General features: G+C 34.2%; 19 protein-coding genes. 16 read left to right on the forward strand and 3 right to left on the reverse strand.

The window, feature by feature from the left end:
* Positions 1 to 36 precede the first annotated feature (36 nt).
* The 10 genes from AC3EMB_RS11235 to AC3EMB_RS11280 all read left to right on the forward strand — a co-directional run bounded on the left by AC3EMB_RS11235 (position 37) and on the right by AC3EMB_RS11280 (position 11,605).
* A complete protein-coding gene (locus AC3EMB_RS11235; protein WP_000780355.1) occupies positions 37 to 573 on the forward strand; it encodes an NADPH-dependent FMN reductase in 537 nt (178 codons plus the stop codon).
* A gap of 1 nt (position 574) precedes the next feature.
* Positions 575 to 1,804: an MFS transporter gene (locus AC3EMB_RS11240; protein WP_098127836.1), complete on the forward strand. Its 1,230-nt coding sequence runs from the start codon at positions 575 to 577 to the stop codon at positions 1,802 to 1,804.
* A 64-nt stretch (positions 1,805 to 1,868) separates the two neighbouring features.
* On the forward strand, positions 1,869 to 2,426 hold the full coding sequence (locus tag AC3EMB_RS11245) for a YdcF family protein (RefSeq protein WP_001045718.1): 558 nt from the start codon (positions 1,869 to 1,871) through the stop codon (positions 2,424 to 2,426).
* A 100-nt stretch (positions 2,427 to 2,526) separates the two neighbouring features.
* Positions 2,527 to 3,474 carry an ABC transporter ATP-binding protein gene (locus AC3EMB_RS11250; protein ID WP_000614076.1) on the forward strand — a complete coding sequence of 316 codons (948 nt, stop codon included), beginning with the start codon at positions 2,527 to 2,529 and terminating at the stop codon, positions 3,472 to 3,474.
* A gap of 3 nt (positions 3,475 to 3,477) precedes the next feature.
* Positions 3,478 to 4,989: an ABC transporter permease/substrate-binding protein gene (locus AC3EMB_RS11255; protein WP_488517688.1), complete on the forward strand. Its 1,512-nt coding sequence runs from the start codon at positions 3,478 to 3,480 to the stop codon at positions 4,987 to 4,989.
* A 213-nt stretch (positions 4,990 to 5,202) separates the two neighbouring features.
* Positions 5,203 to 6,630: a basic amino acid/polyamine antiporter gene (locus AC3EMB_RS11260; protein WP_000129441.1), complete on the forward strand. Its 1,428-nt coding sequence runs from the start codon at positions 5,203 to 5,205 to the stop codon at positions 6,628 to 6,630.
* A 77-nt stretch (positions 6,631 to 6,707) separates the two neighbouring features.
* Entirely contained in the window at positions 6,708 to 6,968 is a 261-nt protein-coding gene (locus tag AC3EMB_RS11265) for a hypothetical protein (RefSeq protein WP_000391447.1), read from the forward strand.
* 105 nt (positions 6,969 to 7,073) lie between these two features.
* Positions 7,074 to 8,891, forward strand: coding sequence for an AAA family ATPase (locus AC3EMB_RS11270; RefSeq protein WP_488517689.1), 1,818 nt, complete (start codon positions 7,074 to 7,076; stop codon positions 8,889 to 8,891).
* On the forward strand, positions 8,881 to 10,731 hold the full coding sequence (locus tag AC3EMB_RS11275) for a hypothetical protein (protein WP_001178725.1): 1,851 nt from the start codon (positions 8,881 to 8,883) through the stop codon (positions 10,729 to 10,731). The genes AC3EMB_RS11270 and AC3EMB_RS11275 overlap by 11 nt, the downstream gene beginning before the upstream one ends.
* Positions 10,732 to 11,008: 277 nt before the next feature.
* Positions 11,009 to 11,605: a hypothetical protein gene (locus AC3EMB_RS11280; protein WP_000487795.1), complete on the forward strand. Its 597-nt coding sequence runs from the start codon at positions 11,009 to 11,011 to the stop codon at positions 11,603 to 11,605.
* Between the two features lie 96 nt (positions 11,606 to 11,701).
* On the opposite strand, the gene racA is transcribed toward AC3EMB_RS11280, so the two are convergent.
* Positions 11,702 to 12,244, reverse strand: a complete 543-nt coding sequence (gene racA / locus AC3EMB_RS11285; RefSeq protein ID WP_000456013.1) for a chromosome-anchoring protein RacA — start codon at positions 12,242 to 12,244, stop codon at positions 11,702 to 11,704.
* 354 nt (positions 12,245 to 12,598) lie between these two features.
* Between racA and AC3EMB_RS11290 the strand changes: the two genes are divergently transcribed.
* Together AC3EMB_RS11290 and AC3EMB_RS11295 are read left to right on the forward strand one after the other, a co-directional pair.
* Complete coding sequence (locus AC3EMB_RS11290) at positions 12,599 to 13,954, forward strand: hemolysin family protein (protein ID WP_095690973.1); 1,356 nt, start codon at positions 12,599 to 12,601, stop codon at positions 13,952 to 13,954.
* A 132-nt stretch (positions 13,955 to 14,086) separates the two neighbouring features.
* Entirely contained in the window at positions 14,087 to 15,511 is a 1,425-nt protein-coding gene (locus AC3EMB_RS11295; RefSeq protein WP_000716480.1) for an aldehyde dehydrogenase family protein, read from the forward strand.
* A 102-nt stretch (positions 15,512 to 15,613) separates the two neighbouring features.
* On the opposite strand, the gene AC3EMB_RS11300 is transcribed toward AC3EMB_RS11295, so the two are convergent.
* Positions 15,614 to 16,006, reverse strand: a complete 393-nt coding sequence (locus AC3EMB_RS11300) for a YueI family protein (RefSeq protein ID WP_000247562.1) — start codon at positions 16,004 to 16,006, stop codon at positions 15,614 to 15,616.
* Positions 16,007 to 16,242: 236 nt separating this feature from the next.
* On the opposite strand from AC3EMB_RS11300, the gene AC3EMB_RS11305 reads away from it, so the two are divergent.
* A complete protein-coding gene (locus AC3EMB_RS11305) occupies positions 16,243 to 17,376 on the forward strand; it encodes a BA2291 family sporulation histidine kinase (protein WP_000425086.1) in 1,134 nt (377 codons plus the stop codon).
* 33 nt (positions 17,377 to 17,409) lie between these two features.
* On the opposite strand, the gene AC3EMB_RS11310 is transcribed toward AC3EMB_RS11305, so the two are convergent.
* Positions 17,410 to 18,159 (reverse strand): DUF4397 domain-containing protein, encoded by a 750-nt coding sequence (locus AC3EMB_RS11310; RefSeq protein WP_000083276.1) that lies wholly within the window; start codon positions 18,157 to 18,159, stop codon positions 17,410 to 17,412.
* Positions 18,160 to 19,089: 930 nt separating this feature from the next.
* Here AC3EMB_RS11310 and AC3EMB_RS11315 point away from each other — a divergent pair.
* From AC3EMB_RS11315 to AC3EMB_RS11325, 3 genes are read left to right on the forward strand one after another with little or no spacing between them, the layout of a single operon-like run.
* On the forward strand, positions 19,090 to 20,400 hold the full coding sequence (locus AC3EMB_RS11315) for an aspartate aminotransferase family protein (RefSeq protein ID WP_001205877.1): 1,311 nt from the start codon (positions 19,090 to 19,092) through the stop codon (positions 20,398 to 20,400).
* Positions 20,397 to 21,095: an acetate CoA-transferase subunit alpha gene (atoD, locus tag AC3EMB_RS11320; protein ID WP_000208107.1), complete on the forward strand. Its 699-nt coding sequence runs from the start codon at positions 20,397 to 20,399 to the stop codon at positions 21,093 to 21,095. Before AC3EMB_RS11315 ends, atoD begins: the two co-directional genes overlap by 4 nt.
* Positions 21,080 to 21,742, forward strand: coding sequence for a CoA transferase subunit B (locus AC3EMB_RS11325; RefSeq protein ID WP_098126301.1), 663 nt, complete (start codon positions 21,080 to 21,082; stop codon positions 21,740 to 21,742). The genes atoD and AC3EMB_RS11325 overlap by 16 nt, the downstream gene beginning before the upstream one ends.
* The last annotated feature ends 13 nt before the right edge of the window (positions 21,743 to 21,755 follow it).

Consider the following 21,755-nt stretch of genomic DNA (forward strand, 5'->3'; position numbering starts at 1 on the left):
ATAAGTAGAACTTGAAAACAAAGGGGAGAAATAATCATGAAACTAGTCGTTATTAACGGTACACCAAGAAAATTTGGTAGGACTCGCGTGGTGGCAAAATATATTGCGGATCAATTTGAAGGGGAATTATATGATTTAGCAATTGAGGAGTTACCTTTATACAATGGAGAAGAGTCACAACGTGATTTAGAGGCAGTAAAAAAATTGAAAACGTTAGTGAAAGCTGCGGATGGGGTTGTATTATGTACACCAGAATATCATAATGCGATGAGCGGTGCGCTGAAAAACTCTTTAGATTACTTAAGTAGTAGTGAATTTATTCATAAACCAGTTGCGTTGTTAGCGGTTGCTGGTGGAGGTAAAGGTGGAATAAATGCATTAAACAGCATGCGAACGGTCGCTAGAGGTGTTTATGCAAATGCCATTCCAAAACAAGTTGTGCTTGATGGATTACATGTGCAAGATGGTGAACTTGGGGAAGATGCCAAACCATTAATTCATGATGTAGTTAAAGAATTAAAAGCATATATGAGCGTATATAAAGAGGTGAAAAAGCAACTAGGAGTGGAGTGATATGTCCTCACTTTATCATGATTCTCGCTTGTATTACATTCTAGGGGCCAATAGTCTATCTGCTATTGGTTCCGGAATTGTTATGATAACGATTCCGTGGCTGTTAATTAAAGAGAGTGGAGGAGAGACAACGTTTGGTTATGTTTCTATCATTGCAACCCTCATTATGTTTTTATTAACACCATTCATTGGGCAAAGTATTGATCGTTTTTCAAGAAAATCTTTATTGCTATGTAACGAAGGAATCGGAATTGCCGTAATTGGAATAATGGTTATATGGGGATTTGCGGGGCAACCTTATCATTCTATTCACTATATTCTTATTTATATAGCCGGATCATTCTACTATTTATTATTTTATCCTACAATATTTGCGTTCAACCAAGAGATATTTCAAGCGGAACATTATAAAAGTTTAAGTGGAACGATGGAAATACAAGGACAGTTAACACAAGTTATTTCTGGAGCGGTCGCGAGCTTCTTAATTGAAATTGTATCTTTGAAGTGGATTTTGTTAGTAGACATGTTAACTTTTGCTGGAGCATTTTTTCTTTTCTTATGTATACCGTACGTAAAGAAAAAAGAAGTGAAAAGAAAAATAACATTTAAGAAGCAATTGTTTGAAGGAATTCACTTTATGAAAAAACGTCCTAAGCTCTTTTGGTTCTTACTGGCTACTTATATGCCGTTTATAGGTGTCATGATGGCAAATTATTTAATACCCGTGTATATTTCGGATATACTCAAAGCAAATGCCTCTGTATACGCAATAGAGGGCACGATGTACGGTGTCGGAGCGGTTGTTGCAGGAATCTGTATTCCACTCATAATGAAATATGTCAAAACAGAAGTTTCAATCGTTATGACGATGTTCATTTATGTAATTTCAATTACCGCAATGAGTATTGAACCTTCCGTAATTTTCTTATATGGACTTGCAATTTTTCATGCAGTTGGAAATGCGGGTACAAGAGTGGCGAGAAATGTATTGATGATGGAGGAAATTCCAAATGAAGTAATGGGACGTGTAGACAGCTTATTTCGCCTAATTGGTACTGGAATACGAATTTTATTATTAATGTTGTTTACAGCGGGTGTATCTAAAGTCGGAGTCATGCTGCCGTTTTACGTATTAAGCTGCATATTGATCTTCTCATTAGGAATCGCTATTTATTATGTACTATCACAACGTAAAGTAGCGGCGCATGTTTCTAATAAATCAATCGTTTGAAAAAACACTTCTGCCTCCCTTTCTTTTTCTATATAATAACAAGAAAGGGAGTGAATACTTATTTATGAACAAATGGATCTTTCTTATGATTTTATTATTACCGCCACTATACATCATTTATATGACGTTTCGAATGAACAAAGTTGCTCGTGAAAAGTTGAGCTATCACTCTCCGTACGTTCTTATACTGGGTGCAAAGTTATTTGGGGATAGACCGTCTTTATCTCTTCAAAATCGTTTGGATGTAGCGTTGGAGTATTTATTTTCCCATCCTGAAGCGAAAGTAATTGTTTCAGGTGGTCAAGGAGAAGATGAAGATATACCGGAAGCTCATAGCATGAGAAATTATTTAATGGTACACGGTATAGATGAGAGTCGTATTTTAATAGAAGATCAATCTACAAATACGTATGAAAACTTAAAATTTAGTATGGATTTATATAATGTGAAACATGCGGTAGTTGTAAGTAATACATATCATTTATATCGAACGAAAATAATTGCAAAGCGTTTAGGTATGAAGATGGAGGCGCTAGCTGCTGAAACACCAATTCGTTCTAAGAGAAAAATGTATGTTCGCGAATATGCTGCTATTATGAAAACAATATTGTTCGACCGTTAGAGCTCAAATGCGAGCTCTTTTTTAATTTAAAAGCGTATCATTTGAAATGAATGCCATCTTCCATCAAAATAAAGGAAACAACAGTAAAGGAGTTGTGTTTGTGATTCAATTTAATCATGTGTCAAAATCGTATGAAGATGGCACGAAAGCAGTGGATTCATTGCATTTAGAAATTAAAAAGGGAGAATTTTTCGTTCTCATTGGTCCGAGTGGTTGCGGGAAAACAACGACAATGAAGATGATTAATCGTTTAATCGAAACGACTGAAGGATCGATTTTAATCGATGGAAAAGATATTCAACAATATAATATAAACGAATTACGTTGGGATATAGGATACGTGTTGCAGCAAATCGCTTTGTTTCCTCATATGACAATCGCTGAAAATATTGCAGTTGTTCCAGAAATGAGGCAATGGAGCAAAAAGGAAATAAAAGCACGCGTCGATGACTTGTTACATATGGTTGGATTAGATCCGGATATATATCGAGATCGTATGCCTGATGAATTGTCAGGAGGACAAAAACAACGTGTCGGTGTCGTGCGAGCATTAGCCGCAAACCCGAAAATCGTTCTTATGGATGAACCATTTAGTGCGTTAGATCCATTAAGTAGGGAACAGCTTCAGAAGGATATTGTACAGTTGCAAAAAAAGATTCAAAAAACAATCGTGTTCGTAACACATGATATGCAAGAAGCATTATCACTTGGAGATCGCATTTGTATTATGAAAGAAGGAAAAGTTGTTCAACTAGATACACCAGAAGGAATTATACATAATCCGAAAAATGAATTTGTAGAGGAGTTCATTGGAAATCGTGGACGAACTTGGTATGAGGAGAAAAGTGTAGCAGATGTATTGCCGCTTGATCAAAGTGTGCAATTAGAAGGGCAGGCACTATCATTACATTCTTCTTTACAAGAAGCGTTAGTTCGTGTGCGTGATGAGGAGATCGTTCCAGTTGAAGAAAACGGTCAATATATTGGAGCGTTAACAAGTCGTCATATCGTCAATTACATTGTTGAACAAATGAAGGAAAGAGGCTAAACAGTGACTAATTTTATACAAACGTTCCAAGAACGAAAAATAGAATTACTAACTGCATTAAGTGAGCATTTACAAATATCGCTTATTTCATTATTTTTTGCAGTAATTATAGCGGTGCCACTTGGCATTTTATTAACAAGAAAAGAACGAATGGCTGAATTTATAATAGGAACTTCTGCAGTAATGCAGACAGTGCCATCACTTGCATTACTCGGACTATTAATTCCGTTAGTAGGAATCGGAAAACTTCCAGCGATTATTGCATTAGTTGTGTATGCACTATTACCTATTTTACGAAATACATATACAGGAATAAGGGAATTAGATGAATCACTAATAGAAGCCGCGAGAGCTATGGGGATGAATAGTTGGAGAAGGCTGTGGAAGGTAGAGCTTCCTCTTGCATTGCCTATCATTATGGCCGGTATTCGTACAGCGATGGTATTAATTGTTGGAACGGCTACATTAGCAGCTCTCATTGGTGCTGGTGGGCTCGGTAAGCTTATATTATTAGGCATAGATCGAAATGATCATGCACTTATCATTTTAGGGGCCGTACCAGCCGCGTTACTCGCTTTATTCTTTGATATAGTACTTCGCATACTTGAACGACCGAAACGCTCTTCTAATCGTGTTATATTGACGATATGTATAGTTGTAGTAATGATTGCTTCTCCATTTCTTTGGAGTACAGAAAAGAAAGATATTGTTATTGCGGGCAAACTTGGATCAGAACCTGAAATTTTAATTCAAATGTATAAGCAACTTATTGAACAAGATACCGATTTACACGTACAATTAAAACCAGGTCTTGGAAAAACAGCATTTGTATTTGAAGCGTTGAAATCCGGGGAAGTAGATATATACCCAGAATTTTCAGGAACAGCTTTATCTACTTTCGTGAAAGAAGAACCAAAGAGCACAAATCGTGATGAAGTATATGATCAGGCTCGCATTGGGATGGAAAAGAAATATAATATGGTTATGTTGAAGCCAATGGAGTATAACAATACATATGCACTAGCCATGCCGAAAAAAATAACAGATCAAAAGAATATAAATACAATTTCTGATTTAGGGAATGTTGCGCAGGAAGCCAAAGTAGGGTTTACATTGGAATTTGCTGATCGTGAAGATGGTTATAAAGGAATGCAAAAATTATATAACTATAAGTTCTCGAATGTTAAAACGATGGAGCCGAAGCTGCGTTATAGCGCAATTCAATCTGGAGATGTTAACGTAATTGATGCATATTCAACAGATAGTGAATTGGAGCAATATGGACTGAAAGTGCTAAAAGATGATAAAGGGTTATTCCCACCTTATCAAGGAGCGCCATTATTAAGAAAAGAAACGTTACAGAAATATCCTGAACTTGAAAAGGTATTAAATAAATTATCTGGAAAGATTACAGATGAAGAAATGCGAAAAATGAATTATGAAGTTAACGTAAATGGTAAAAGTAGTGAAGAAGTCGCAAAACAATTTTTAGAAAAAGAGAATTTACTTCGTTAAATTTACAAGAAATATACAAATTTATATGTTTGAAATGACCGTTCATTACAAAATGAGCGGTTTTTTTGTGCATACTTATACATTTTTTCAAAAAAGTATTCCATTTTTGTTCATTTTCTTTTAGAATAAGTAATGTTTTCCTGAAAAAATATAAGAGAAACGTCTATTAGAGAAAAAGGTGACTTTAATAGTTGAACGAACATAACACCTAGAATGACAGATGGGGTGGTACAAATAGAAAAGAAGTTAGGGTTTTTTCCGTTAATCGCATTAGTAGTTGGAACAATGGTTGGTGGCGGTGTTTTTAGTTTACCGCATGATTTAGCAGTAGGAGCAAACAGTGGTGCAATAATAATTGGCTGGTGTATTACAGCGATGGGAATGATTCCACTTGCGCTCGTATATCAAACGTTAGCAAGACAAAAACCGGAACTTGAAGGTGGAATTTATAGTTATGCACGTGCTGGTTTCGGTGAATATATTGGATTTAATAGTGCTTGGGGATATTGGCTAGCAGGAATCTTAGGTAATGTCGCAACAATTATGTTACTGTTTAGTACATTAGGTTATTTCTTTCCAATTTTCAAAGGAGGAAATAATGTTGCATCTATCGTTGGGGCATCACTTTTATTATGGACACTTCATTTTCTAATTTTATTTGGAATCCGTGAAGCTTCTATTATGAATGTTATCGCAACAATAGGGAAGTTAGTTCCAATCGTTTTATTTATTGTTGTAATGGTAACAGCCTTTCGCTGGGACACATTTACACATGATTTTTGGGGAGAAGGAACCTTCTCACTTTCCGCTATACTTGGTCAAGTGAAAAATACAATGCTTGTAACACTTTGGGTTTTCATTGGAGTTGAAGGAGCGGTTGTATTATCCGGAAGAGCGAAGAATAGCCGAGATGTTGGTAAGGCAACAGTAATGGGACTTATTTTAGTAATGTCCATATATATTTTAATTTCTGTTCTGTCAATGGGAGCGATGACAAGAAGCGAACTTTCTGTGCTAGAAACTCCGTCAATGGGACATGTATTAGAGCATGTTGTTGGTCCATGGGGTGCAGTTGCGATTAACATTGGGTTAGTTGCTTCACTTGTCGGTACATTAATTGGCTGGTTTTTACTTGTTTCTGAAATTTCTCATGTAGCCGGAAAAGATGGCGTATTTCCGAAAGTCTTTACGAAAACAAATAAAAAGCAAACACCGCACATGGCATTATGGATTTCAAATGGTGTTGCCCAAATTATATTTATCATCGTTCTGTTTTCAGAATCAACATATCAAATTATGTATTTCATTGCATCAACATCAATTTTATTACCATATTTATTATCAGCGTTATTCCAATTTAAATTAGTCATTACAAACGAGCTAAAAGACGCTAAATTAAAAAATGGAGCGTTAGCTTTAATTGCTTCTATTTACTCTGTATGGCTTCTTTATGCAGCTGGTTTAAAGAATTTACTACTAGTTTCAATTGTGTATGGAATTGGAATTATTGTTTACACGTTTGCAAGAAAAGAACAAGGGAACCGTTGCTTTGCAGGTGCAGAGAAATATGTGATGTGGGCAATTATTATTGCGGCTATCACATCACTGTATATGTTATTAACTGGAAATATAAAAATGTAAAAAGTCCTTTTCAGTTAAAGGGCTTTTTTCTTTGTTTAGAGAATATTTACTACATAAGATATTCAGGAGGGATGAGAATGGAAGAAAAAGAACAGTTGTCTAGAATAATTGATTTAGCTAGTGAGTTAAGGAAAGTATTAGTGCAAGAATCTTTTTTTAATCATCATCCTGAGCTGAGAGGAGTCATTGAGAATTTAGCAAGTTCTGTTGAAAATTTGGCGGAATTGCAAAAAAGTAAAGATGAAAATGCTGAAGATCGATTACGTTACGTACTTGCTAAAATGAAAATTGCTCATAATGCAATTTTACAAGAGAAAAAAGCATTTCCTTCTCATTAATATACGTTTTAATTTTGAACCTGGCGGATAACGTCAGGTTTTTTATTTCTAGTTTTTCGTTTCTTTCATACACTAAGAATAGTATGAAAAAAGAAGGTGACTAAGGTGAAATTACATAAAGCTCTTCAGCCAAGTTTTATAAAACGAATGTACTATATGAGATTTTTAGGGAAATTTACAAAAGCTGAAAAAGAGAAGAGTGGAGAGAATTTCTTTGTACAATGCTTATCGCCAATACCATTCACTTTACAGGAACAATTTGCAAATGAACCCTATGTATTTGAAGGATTATGTAGTAATAAAAAGAATGAAAAAATCTTTTTGGAATTAAAGAAGAGGAAATTAGAAAAGCAATTAGTGATGTTTCGTCTTTATTATGAAAGAGGAAATGTATACGTGGAGTTAATATGTACAGAAGAACCGAAAGAAATAGCAAGCAGCTATAAAATGATTCCGGCACCTAAAGTTACAAATAATAAAAAAAGAGAATCTTTAGAACGAAAACTTAGCAACGGTTATTTATCATTTCTTATGCCTAAATTTCCGAAGGACTTTGAGCCTCCCGAATTATTGTGGCACGATGGAAGACTGTATGGAAACATATCCTTAAAGTCATCAATTAGCTCAATCGCATATTTTGAACAGAAACGTGAATGTAAATATATAAACTGCAGTGACTGGACGAAGTATGTAGAAATAGCGGTAGAAGATCAATTATATTTTGTAAGTGATCATGTGTATGAGCAATTAAAAAAACGAATGCATGAAGAAGGTAAGCTAGTTGAAGTAGAGGATATAAAAGTGCAAAAAGATGAATGGGAATGGGATGAGCGTGAATCGTCCTTTTTACAGTATGTACAAAGTATGGTGCATAATAAAGGGCTATATTTGGATGCAACGGATATTTATAATTTCCATATAAGTGTGAAAACAAATATGTTAACGATTCTTGGTGGTATACCGGGCGTTGGGAAATCACGTTTTGTGCAAACTTATGCAGAAGCATTAGGATTACAGTATGGGGAAGAATTGGTTTGGATTCCAATTTCACCATCGTATCAAGAACCACATGATTTACTTGGTTACCTTCATCCAAATGGTACTTTTATTGAAAGTGAAACGAAGTTAGTTAGGACGTTAATGAAGGCGAAAGAAAATCCCAATCAACTGTATATTATCGTTTTTGATGAAATGAACATGTCACATATTGAGCATTGGTTTACTCCATTTTTATCTGTTCTTCAACTTGAAACAAAAAATCGTATTTTAAACTTGTATGAGGGTGTTCAGGACATTGAGAATTCAATTCCATCAACAATTGAAATTGGAGAAAATATTATATTTGTAGGTACTGTGAATTTTGATGAAACAACGAAAGAGCTCTCCGATCGATTATTAGACCGAACGAACTTAATAACGTTACAAAAAATTCCGTTTTGTGAGATGGGCATGGAACTGGGGAAAGTCGTATTACACCCACCTTTGAAAGTAACAGCGGGAGAATTTCGGATAAATTGGATGAGAAATAAAACGATGATTGAAGTGTTTTCTGAAGAAGAATTAGAGCTATTAGATAAGTTGCATGTCGTATTGTCATCACATGATGCGTCTAAGGGAATTTCTTTCCGATGTGCAAACGCAATTGCGACTTATTTGCAAAATATACCGTTCCAAAATAACCATACCTATATGATCAGTAGAGAAGAAGGGTTTGATTTACAAATAAAGCAGCGTGTATTGACGAAAATCAGAGGGACCGAAATGATGGTTGGTTCTTTACTTTCTGAAGAAGCAAAAAGGGGAGCGACCTTAGTACCTCTTTTGCAATCTGCACTTGCAAACAGAGTATCTACATTTGAACACTCTTTAGCATATATACGAGAAAAACGTAGGGAACTGGAGCTGTATGGATATGCAAAATGAAGGGCGTTACGAAACAAAAATCGTTGATACGAATGAAACGCTCCCTTTTGTATTAAAGTTAATCATTGGAAATGAGGGGAAAGGAGATTATATTTTATTAAATCGTCTTTGTACATCTACTACAGCATTAGTTCAATGCATTTATAAAGTACAAGAATTAAAACCGATTAGATTGCAGTACAATTATGAAATCCCAATGAATATTACTTTTATATGGAATAAAGTATATGAGGGACAGAAAAATATAAAAGAGGCTCAATATGAAATAAATGAAAAAAAACAAAGAGTATTAATATATGAACATGGGAAAACAGAATTCTTTTATCCATGGCGCTGTGGTTTATACCATTTTGAAGTTCGTATAGAAGATACAACGTATTATGGTGCTTTTCAAATCGTACCGAAAAACTTTTTTGATGATCAATTTGAAATGATTCAAGACTATGTGAAGTCAATTTTAAATGAGTTGATTTTGGATAGAGGTTATTATAAAAAGACTTTCTCTGCACTTAGCGATATTGAGGATTCTTCTTATTTAGTGTTGCTTAGAAAGTTACCCCAAAAAATGAAGATGATAAAGCAAATCTTTAAGAAAATAGAATCAAGCTCAAAATTTATAAATGCATATAAATGGGAAGGAAAAGAGAGAAAGCCAACAAGAAAAGGAACCATAGTGGCAGAAAGAAAACCTTATGCAAAACATTATAATCGTAAGTTTATGGAACAAAAAAATAGTAAGGAAAATGCATTTCTTAAATATAAATCGATGCAATTTTATCATTATTTAATTGAAGCTAAAAGTTTTTTACGTCAAACAATTGAAATATTAGAAAGAGAAAAAAAGAAAAAATCAGAAGAGTTTCAAGCCGTAAAAACAATTATACAAACAATTGAGCGTAATGGATCAGTAACCGATAGAGAGAAGCAAAAATATAAAAATATACATTTACTAAAAGAAGCCGATTTACGAAAGAGCTCAATGAAAATACAAGAATATAAAATATTGGCGCACATTGTGCATGAAAATGTACAATATTTTCAAATGTTAATGCACTCCTCGTTTTGGAGGGAAGTTACTGAAACAAGTAATATGAACTTACATGATTTACCGATACCACATCAACAATTACTACATCATTTAGAAGTACTCCCGCAATATACGGATCAATCTCCATCGTTATTATTTGTTTATAAGCCAACGTTTTTAGTGTATGAATATTACGCTTTTTTTATCGTTATTTCAATTTTAGAGCAAATTGGTTTTGAGGCTAGAAATTCCATTCGTGAACAAATACAAGAACATTTTTATGTAGATGGATTACAAGATGGAACGACAGTAGTTTTACAACGAGATGATTTAAAGGTGCATGTCGCATTTAATGACTTAATTGAAACACATCCTCTTATTGCATTAAGTAAAGGGAGTAATTTTTACAATGGTGAGGATACGAAGAAGCCAGATATTCGCTTAGACTGTTATGTAAAAGAAGATGGGAAATACGTATATAAATCTTCTATTATTATTGAAGTGAAGTATAGTCCAATGTACAATATTTTTCAGCACGTCGGAAATACGAAAGCAACTGAGCAAATGTATAAGTATTGGTCTATAAAGTATGTAGAAGAACAGGATGGAAAGCGAGTCTATTATCGAAGGTCAATTTATGAAGTCATTTGTGTATATCCAGGAAGCCATATGCATAGTAAAAAAATTGAGTCTGGATGTGGTGTTTTCTTGCAGTTATATCCATATAAGACGAAACAAGGGGAAGAGAAATTAGCTGGAAAACACGGGATGGTACAAATTTTTGAAAAGTGGTTAAAAAGCATTGAGAAGTAAAAGAAATCCTTTTTCATAAAGGATTTTTTTAGATTAAGAAGAATTATATGCTGTATGGAAAGAAACATATTGTAAGTTAGATTTGAAAAATGATACAAATGTGTTATTAAAAGGAATGTGAGCGCGGGATAAAAGTCGATTAAATTGGAATCTAATTCATTTTGCAGAATATAATAAGTAATAAATATTTTTAGTTGCATACGAAGATTTGTTCTTATATGATAGATAGTGAAAGCGTTATCAAAAAACAGAGCGACGATGGGAAAGGCGGTTAAATATGTTCCAGCGTGTTCAAACAAAGGAAGAACATTTTGGGTTCGAGCAACTATGGGGAGATTTTTGTGAAGAAAGAAACTTAATGTTCGTAGAACGTAATTTAAATCCATCACGATTTTTATTAATAGAAGATGAACATCCTATTGGTACAGTAGAATGTATTAAGTATACGGTACCTGAACAATCAAATTCTGAGTTTTTCTATCCGTTTTCTAAAAATGATTTAGTAAAAGATTTGAAGAATGTGTATGAAATAGGCAAGTTAAGTATTTCGAAAACGTCTCGTGGGAGAGGACATTTTAAAAGGTTAACAGCTATTTTATTTATACATGCGTTAGAAACAAAAGCTGAATGGTACATTGCAGCAGTAACAAAAAGAATGTATATGTATTTACTTACACTCGGTTTTCCAATTGAACCGATAGATAATCCATTTCAGTTTCATGATACTTTACAAGGTGTACCAGTAAGAATTCATGCTCGAAAAGGGGTTACGCATTTGTATTCTTTAAAAGAATTTCGTGATGTGATTCAAGGGAATGCTCATGCACAGGCATTAATTGCAGAATACAGTAAAAATATTATGTTAACGAAATAAAACGAAGTGAATATGTATAATAAAGAGAATAATATTTTTATAAGATATAACTCTTCATTAAAAAAGACCCTTATTATTTTAATAAGGGTCTAAAAATTATAATCCAAATATACTAAAAATCATTTTGCGGCGCTTCGGTTTCTTTTCTCGTTCGTATGTTGGTTTTGAATCAGGAGTAATATAAATGGGTTCTTCTTTCGTTAGGGCAGCTTCTAACTTTTGAATTCGTTCTAACATTTCCTCCATTTCACGACGGTGTTGTAAAAGTTGGTACGTGACGACATCATTTGCCTTATCTTGCATTTGTTCTTCCATTCGATCGAGTCTTCTCGTAATAGTGTTTAATTGATCAGCTAATTGTTCAAAATCATTCGATGATATGTTTTGAACAATTGTATTGACTTGAGTTTTTAATTCTTCAACCTCATTTGAGGAAGTCTTTTGAGTAGGTTGAGGATTTTGAGACTGCTCTATTTGAAATAGATGGTGTTCTAACATTTGATCGACATCATCTTGTGTAAAAATAAAGTGGCCATATTTGTTTTTTTCTATCGTAAGATTTAATTGTTGCGCGATCCGGACAACAGCCTTTGGGCTAACACCTAATTTTTTTGCGATAAATGGTGTTTTATATTCCAAAATAATCCCTCCTATATATATCCTGTTGAATGATTTCGAGCTATGAAGTAAGTTCCCTTCTAGTGCGACAAAAGAAGTGTGGAATCGGCAAAGAAAGTGTTTTTTCACGAAATTGAGTTGAGAAGAATAGTTAGTTTAAATAAAAATGTTTTATCGTAACATTTAGAATAATTTGACTAGTGTAAATGAATTAGATTATCATAATGATAAATATCTTTTTTATGTATGCATATAATATATAAAAAGGTGGTTGCTAATGTAGAATTTTGTTAGAGTATTAGAATGCTTACTTCACTTGAATAAAATTAAGTAGGAGGTGGCTTCCTTGCTTACAATGTAAGTAAGGAAAAGTATTTGGACATATATAGTATAAGTATAGTGATTGTTTTAATTGCCTTAACGGCATTTTTCGTTGCAGCAGAATTTGCAATTGTTAAAGTGAGAAGTTCACGAATTGACTATTTAATTGCAGAAGGAAATAATCGTGCAACATCGGTCAAAACAGTCATTACAAACTTAGACGAATATTTATCTGCTTGTCAGTTAGGAATTACTGTTACAGCTTTAGGAATTGGGTGGTTTGGTAAACCTGCGTTAAAGCAAATGTTTGATAAGCTTTTTGCAAATTGGAATATCTCTACTCAACTAGCAGACATTTTTGCTGTAACTTTAGTATTTTTGTTAATTACTTTTTTACATGTTGTAATAGGGGAATTGGCCCCAAAAACATTTGCAATTCAAAAATCTGAACAAGTGAGTTTGCTTGTTTCTAAGCCGTTAATTTTCTTTTATCGTATTGCATTCCCATTCATTTGGCTATTAAATGGTTCAGCTCGAATCATTACGAAGCTGCTAGGGCTGAAACCGCCGAAGGGGCATGATGAGGTTCATTCAGAAGAAGAATTACGGTTGTTAGTTTCAGAAAGTTATAAAAATGGTGAGATTAATCAATCTGAATATAAATATGTAAATAAAATTTTTGAATTTGATGATCGGATTGCAAAAGAAATAATGGTACCTCGAACTGAAATGAATATTATAAGTAAAGAAATGCCCGCTGAAGAAGCTTTGCAAAAAATGTCTCGCGAAAAATATACAAGGTATCCAGTTGTTGATGGCGACAAAGACCACGTAATAGGTTTTGTGAATTTTAAAGATATTTTTACTGAGTTTGTACAACATAAAGCTGTTAATAAGAAGACAGTAGAGCAATATATGAGACCAATTATTTTAGTTATCGATTCTATTCCAATTCATGATTTGTTTTTAAAAATGCAAAAAGAAAGAACACATATTGCTATATTGATAGATGAATATGGTGGGACATCTGGACTTGTTACTGTTGAAGATATTTTGGAAGAAATTGTTGGAGATATTCAGGATGAGTTTGATACGGATGAGCAGCCAGAAATTCAAAAGGTTAGTGAAACGAAGACAATACTAGAGGGAAAAGTACTTGTTAGTGAAGTGAATACGTTATTTGGTTTAGGGATTGATGATGATGGTGTTGATACAATCGGTGGTTGGATTTTAACGAAAAATATAGAGATTGCTGAAGAGGATTCCATTGAAATTGAAAATTATAAGTTTTGTGTGAAAGAATTAGATGGACATTATATAAAAAGATTAGAAGTTACAAAGATAGTAGAATCGATTGTTATTTTAGAAGATGAAAAACAAATTTCGTTACAAGAGCAAATTAGCTCGTAAACTCTGCTATATAGCAGAGTTTTTTTGAGCATAATGTTTTTTGAGGGATAAGGGCTATGATACAATGACATAAGTTGAACCTTTCACTAGGTGAAGTATTGTTGTATACATATATTTGGAAGGAGAAGAAGTATGAAAAAGCATTTATATATAAACGGAAATTGGAAATCTGTAAACACGTATAAACCATTATACGCACCATATTCTGAAGAAACATTAGCGGAAATTGCACAAGGAACGGAAGAAGATGTAAAAGAGGCTGTTACTGCTGCAAAAAATGCAATGATAAAAATGAATAAATTATCTGCATATGATCGTGCGACTATTTTAGAGAAAGTTGCACAAAAAATGGATGAAAGAAGAGAAGAATTTGCAGAGATTATTGCAAAAGAAGCTGCAAAACCAATACGTGCTGCAAGGGGAGAAGTAGATCGTACTGTTCAAACGTACAAATTTGCAGCTGAAGAAGCGAAGCGTATATATGGTGAGACATTGCCATTAGACGCCGCACCTGGTGCGGATGGGCGTATTGCATATACAATCCGAAAGCCGATTGGGGTTATAGGGGCTATTACACCATTTAATTTCCCGTTAAATTTAGTAGCGCATAAAGTTGGACCAGCAATTGCTGCTGGAAATACAGTTGTATTAAAGCCAGCTGATCAAACGCCATTATCATCTTATGCATTAGTTGAGTTATTTGAAGAGGCAGGATTGCCAAATGGAGCTTTAAATATCATTTCTGGCCCTGGCGCCACGGTTGGTGAGGCAATCGTCAAAAATGATTACGTTGCTTCTATTACTTTTACCGGAAGTCCAAAAGTTGGAATCGGAATAAAACAAAAGGCTGGGCTAAAACGAGTTACGTTAGAACTAGGCTCAAATGCTGCTGTTATTATTGATGAAGATGTAGAGTTAACAGATGAAATAATTGAACGTGTAAAATGGGGAGCATTTGTTAATAATGGGCAAGTTTGTATTTCCGTACAACGTGTTTTTGTACATGAAACGAAAATGCATGAATTTCTCTCGAAGCTAAAGAAAGCGATGGAATCAGTTGTTGTTGGTGATCCACTGCTTGAGGAAACGGATGTATCAGCTTTAATTTCAAAAAAAGATGTAGAGCGAATTGATATGTGGGTTCAAGAAGCAATCAAGGAAGGAGCAACTGTTTTATGCGGTGGTAAGAAGCGGGATGCAAGAATTTTTGAACCGACTGTATTAACAAATGTTCCAGATCATGTATCTGTGCAGTGCCAAGAAGTATTTGGTCCACTCATGACAGTAAATACATTTAAAGAATTTGATGAAGCGATTGAGCAAGTAAATAATTCGCGTTACGGCTTACAGGCAGGAGTATTTACAAATAATTTATTTAAAGCAATGCGTGCAATTGATGAGCTAGAGGTTGGTGGTGTCATGATTAATGATATTCCAACGTTCAGAGTAGATCATATGCCTTATGGTGGTGTGAAAGAAAGTGGCACGGGGCGCGAAGGAATTAAATATGCAATAGAAGAAATGACAGAAATGAAATTAGTATGTATTAAAAAATAAAATAGAAAACTTAAAATTTGCGCTAAAAAACGAGTAGGGAATGTTTACGATTCCATACTCGTTTTTTTACGCTTTTAGTAACTATTTAATTAAGTGTAACTTTTACTTCATTTCTTGTTTGAAAATAGTATCTTCTACATAAATTTGTTCTTTATCTACAGCAGTAGCATGTGTTAATACTAAACCGATTGGTGTTTCTGTATCTTTATTTTGAACAATTGTAAAAGGAACATTTTTTTCGTTTGCTAATTTAATGTATTTTGATAAATGTGGGTAAGCAATGCTACCATTTAGGAGGAGTTGTAATGATTGAGAAGAGCGCATGCTACCTGCCACTTCAGAGTATACATTACTTTGCATTACTTGACCGATCGTTAAAGCGATTTCTACACGCTCACGTAATGTAGTTAAATACATATTACGTTCTTCTGGTTTGTTTTGCTTTTGGCCGTAAATGCCTTCTTGGAGATAATCTTCCACATTTTTATTTACCATATTTTTCACACCTTTCATTTTCTATTGTACGCAAGAATTAAAAATGATGCAAAAAAAAGTCGTTTTGACTACGGAAATAATGAAAATATGTGAAGGAAAAAGGGAATTTGCATACAATTAGTTAAATAAGAAAGAAAAAATAATTTTATCAACAGAAATTAACAAAATGTGACAAAAATCTATTAACGAATCGTATTTTTTGTGTTAATATTCAAAATATAAAGGGTATTCGTCGTATGGAAATGGAGGGAATGGAGGTTTTTCCAATCGATAAGGATATTAAAGAAATATTTTGTTCACACTTGAAAAACAATAGGCACCAATTCGTAGAGAACTGGAAAAACAAAATGATAATTTCCGAAAAAGATCCATTTAAACTAGAAGTAGTTCAAAATGGAGAGGATTTACTAGAGTTAATTATCGAACTTACTATGGAAGATAAAGATATAAATTATCTTCAACCGTTATGCGAGAAAATTGCTATTGAACGTGCTGGAGCAGATGCGAATATTGGAGATTTTGTTTATAACGCAAACGTGGGAAGAAATGAACTTTTCGAAGCGATGTGTGAATTAGATGTTAGCGCTCGTGAATTGAAACCAATTATGGCAAAAATACATACTTGTTTTGACAAATTAATTTATTATACTGTTTTAAAATACTCGGAAATTATATCGAAGAATTTAGAGGAAAAACAGCAATATATTAACGAAACACATAAAGAAAGGCTGACGATTTTAGGACAAATGTCAGCTAGTTTTGTACATGAATTTCGTAATCCGCTTACTTCCATTATGGGGTTTGTCAAATTATTAAAGGCAGATCATCCGAGTTTATCGTATTTAGATATTATTTCGCATGAATTAGATCAATTAAATTTTCGCATTTCGCAATTTTTACTCGTATCGAAAAAAGAAATGTGGAATGAATCGGAACGGTTTTGGCTTAATGACTTGTTTCAAGACATTATACAATTCTTATATCCGAGTTTGGTCAATGCGAATGTTTTGATTGAAAAGAATTTACCGTATCCAATTCCGCTTGTTGGTTATCGAAGTGAAGTGAGACAAGTATTTTTAAACATATTAATGAATTCAATTGATGCTCTTGAATCAATGAAAGAAGAACGAAAAATTATCATTGATGTATTTGAAGAAGATCAAGCTATTCGAATTGTGATAAAAAATAATGGACCAATGATTCCAGCTGAAAATGTAGAAACGATTTTTGAACCATTTGTAACTACTAAAAAGTTAGGAACTGGTATTGGATTATTTGTATGTAAACAAATTGTGGAAAAACATAATGGATCCATTATGTGTCGATCAGATAACGATTGGACAGAATTTCAAATTGCATTTCAAAAATAAACAGTCTACACCAAATGAATGGTGTAGACTGTTTTAATTTGTAAGTATAACGGCTTCTAATTTAGGATCTTTAGTTGAATAACCTACTATTGAAATTGTATAAATAACATTTGGTTCAACATTGAATTTCGGAATAGTCAATAAAACGTTTTTATTATCTGCGAGTGAAATTTCAATATCTGCTGTACCAGGGCTAACTTGTAAAAAATCTGTTATTTGTTTAAAGAGTACATTTTCAAATAAATGATCTCCATCTTTTAAATCTACATTTACAACAGGGGTATCTGGAGAGAAATGTGCAAAGCGTATTTTAGCTTGACCAGCTGGTAAATGTGTATTATCAAGTATAGGTTGTAATTGTAGGTGATTATCACTATTTATTGCAGCAAGAGTATAAGTATGATTTCCCATTATTGGTACCAATGCTGAAAAGATTGGAGTTTCATTTCCGACAGGGACAATATCTATACGGTATTTACCTTGCACTAATGATAAATAAGGGCTGAATTGCTTAAATGAAATACTTTTAATAACCTTTTGTCCGTTTACTAAAATATCAACCGCTGATATATTTGGATCGGCATGAAAAATTCTTATATGTGACGGTAAAGCAGCTTCTTGTGAATCCCTTTTCTCATGCGCCTGTACAAGTTTTGAAAGTGCATCGCAATATTTCATATATAATTCTATATATTTTTTAGGATTACGAAACTGATAGTAACGTGCGAGCTGTTCGTATTGCGTAACTTCTTGTCCATATTTTTCAATTTCAGATTGAGACATGAACATTCCTCCTTTGTCATCATTAAAACTATATGCGAAGCAAGAAAGCGGTTATGCGAAAAAAATAATTTTATAAAGGGAAAATATGTTTTCATAAAGAGGTGCTGGTGCTTACGAGTATTTGGCAGAGTAAAGCAGTACATATGACTGCACGAAAGTAAAATAAATGCCAAATTGAAACTGCATTTCAATTAACATATTGAATACATGTCCAGCAATCGCTAGAAAACTAGAGTTTTTTTTAATTATAGGCAAATACACATACAAAGTGATAATTGTCCTACATAAATTATAAAGGAAAGGTAGTTTGAATCTGAGGAAAGGGGTGCCACTTCGGGATAGGGATATCCCGATAGTAATTGTGAATGAAGTTATGAAAAGGTTTTGTCTTATAGGCTGTAGTATGAATTTGTAAACATGATTTTTCTATTTATTTTAGCAATTGACAGTATTAACCCATAAGAGAGCGTCATGACGAACTGATTAGTGTGGTTAATCGGTTCTTTTTTTATAGTTTAAAAATGAAAAGTTTACATATTAAATATGAATCTGAATTGGTTAGTAAGGTGGGGTGTCGAAATTTGTTTTAAAATATGCAATTTAAAGTAGGATATTAGGAAGGAGTTTAACGGGAGTTCCGTCGAAGTGTACAGAATGTCGGCATTTAAGGGCAGCTGGCATTATGCTATAAAAACATTTGGTGATGTAGTCATTTCATATAAAAGGGAGGGTTATTTGGGCGTATAGAAAAGGATTGGTCTTCACTTCGAGTTCTGAATTTTCTGTTTTATAAATATTTTTAAGCACTCATTTGTATATTTTATAATAGTTTTTTGATAAATTCACTGCTTTTGCAGAGGATTCTTTTTTATGAAAGAAACGTCAATTTTCTTCATATATATATACAAATTGGAGAAATGGGGGAGCGCTATGCGCGATTACTTAATTAAACCACTTGTTGGTCAGCCGTATCCAATGATTTCACATGGAAAAGGTGTTTATTTGTATGATCAAAATGGTAATAAATATTTTGATGGTTCGTCAGGAGCAATTACGGCAGGTATTGGGCATGGCGTAAAGGAGATTGCAGACGTTATTAAAAAGCAAGCTGAGGAGATTGCTTTTGTTTATAGATCACAGTTTACGAGTGAACCAGCTGAAAAATTAGCAAAGAAGTTAAGTGATTTAAGTGTAGGAGATTTGAACTGGAGTTTCTTTGTAAATAGTGGTACGGAAGCAAATGAAACAGCTATGAAAATTGCAATTCAGCATTTTCAAGAGCGAGGTATTCAAGGGAAACATAAAATATTATCAAGATGGATGAGTTATCACGGTATTACGATGGGTGCGTTATCGATGTCTGGTCACCCACTACGTAGACAACGTTTCGTATCTATTTTGGAAGATTATCCGACTATACCAGCTCCATATTGTTTCAGATGCCCTGTTCAAAAGGTATATCCAACTTGTCAGCTGGCATGTGCGACTGAACTAGAAAGATCAATTGAAAGAATTGGTGCAGAGCATATTGCTGCTTTTATTGCTGAGCCGATTATCGGAGCAGCTGGAGGCGCGGTTGTTCCGCCGAAAGACTATTATAAAGTCATTAAAGATATTTGCGACCATTACGATATTTTATTTATTGCGGATGAAGTGATGACTGGGCTTGGTCGTACTGGAGCATGGTTTGCAATGGAGCATTGGGGTGTAGAACCGGATATCATGACACTTGGTAAAGGGTTAGGAGCGGGATATACACCGATGGCAGCGACAGTTGTAAGTGATCGTGTTATGGAACCAATATTACGTGGGTCACGTTCAGTAATGAGCGGTCATACGTTAAGTGCCAATCCATTGTCTGCAGCAACGGCTTTAGCTGTTATTGAATATATGGAGAAACATAATCTCCCTGAAAAAACAGCAGAAAAGGGAGAGTATTTAATAAAAGGCTTACAGAAAGTTCAGCAACAATCGACAATCATTGCTGATGTGCGCGGAAAAGGGTTGCTAATCGGAGTAGAATTGCAACCGTTTACAAAAGCGTCGGAGCTTATTTCAGTTGCAGCTAAAAATGGTCTACTTTTATACCAAGCAGTTTCAGGGCAAGCAGGAAAAGAAGATAGTGCACTGCTTGTAGCACCGCCAATGACAACTACATATTCCGAGTTAGATGAATTACTTTCAATTTTCTCTAAAAGTGTGGAAGAGATGATGCAAAAAGGAGGGCATAGTATCGCATGACAACTATTACAAATACATTCGGTAAATTAAAAGAAATTGAGGAAGTAATTTCTTTGTTCCATGATGATATGACATTAATGTTTGGGGGATTTGGAGGGATTGGATCCCCTCCATCTTTAATACAGGCAATTTTAGAAAAAGGCGTTACAAATTTAAATTTGATTGGAAATGACACTGGATTCCCTGATGTAGGTATCGGTCGTCTTGTTACAAATGAAAGAGTTAAATCACTAATTACTTCTCATATTGGCTCCAACCCAAATGCAGGAAGGCAACTAAACGAGGGAAGATTACAAATTGAGTTTTCTCCGCAGGGAACATTAGCAGAGCGCATTCGCGCTGGTGGCGTTGGTCTTGGTGGTGTTTTAGTTGATGTTGGTGTTGATACGATTGTGGAAGAGGGAAAACGAACAGTTGAAATGAATGGTAAGACCTACTTAGTTGAAACAGCATTAACTGCTGAAGTTTCAATTGTATATGCGAAAAAGGCAGATCCGTTTGGTAACCTTGTATTTGACAAAAGTGCACGAAATATGAATCCTCACGTAGCGATGGCTGGGGATATAACAATTGTAGAAGCAGAAGAAATAGTCCCGCTTGGAAGTTTAGATCCAGAGGAAATTGTCGTTCCAGGTGTTTTCGTAAATTATATTGTACCGTCGGAAGGAGTGAACTGGAAATGGGTATGGGCGTAGAAGTGAGGGATAAGATTGCTAGGCGAGCGGCGAAAGAAATACAAAATGGCATGATTGTAAATTTAGGTATTGGCATACCATCGCTTGTACCAAATCATTTGCCTAACGATATAAATGTTATGTTTCATGCGGAAAATGGAATCGTCGGTATGGGACCAACGCCAAGTAAAGGGAATGAAGACGAAAATTTGTGTAACGCGGCAGGTTTACCAACTTCTCTTATAACAGGAGCGAGTTATTTCGATAGTTGTACAGCGTTTGGTATGATTCGAAAAGGTTTGCTAGACATAACGATTCTTGGTTCATTACAAGTAAGTGAAAACGGTGATTTAGCAAACTGGATTGTACCTGGAAAACGTGTTCCAGGTATTGGTGGAGCAATGGATTTAGCACAAAAAGCGAAGCGGGTCGTTGTTGTGATGAATCATGTTGATAAGTACGGAAATGCAAAAATTATTTCAGAGTGTACATTGCCATTAACTTCAAAGAAATGTGTAGATTTAATTATTACTGATATGGCGGTCATGGAGGTAACTTCGAGTGGACTTATATTACAAGAATTAATGAGCCCATACACAGTAGAAGATATAAAACGACATACAGAAGCTGATTTTCAAATTAGTTCTAACTTACTAGTAATTGAATGAAGGGAGATGTAAT

Source organism: Bacillus sp. LQ16, from assembly GCF_057784645.1.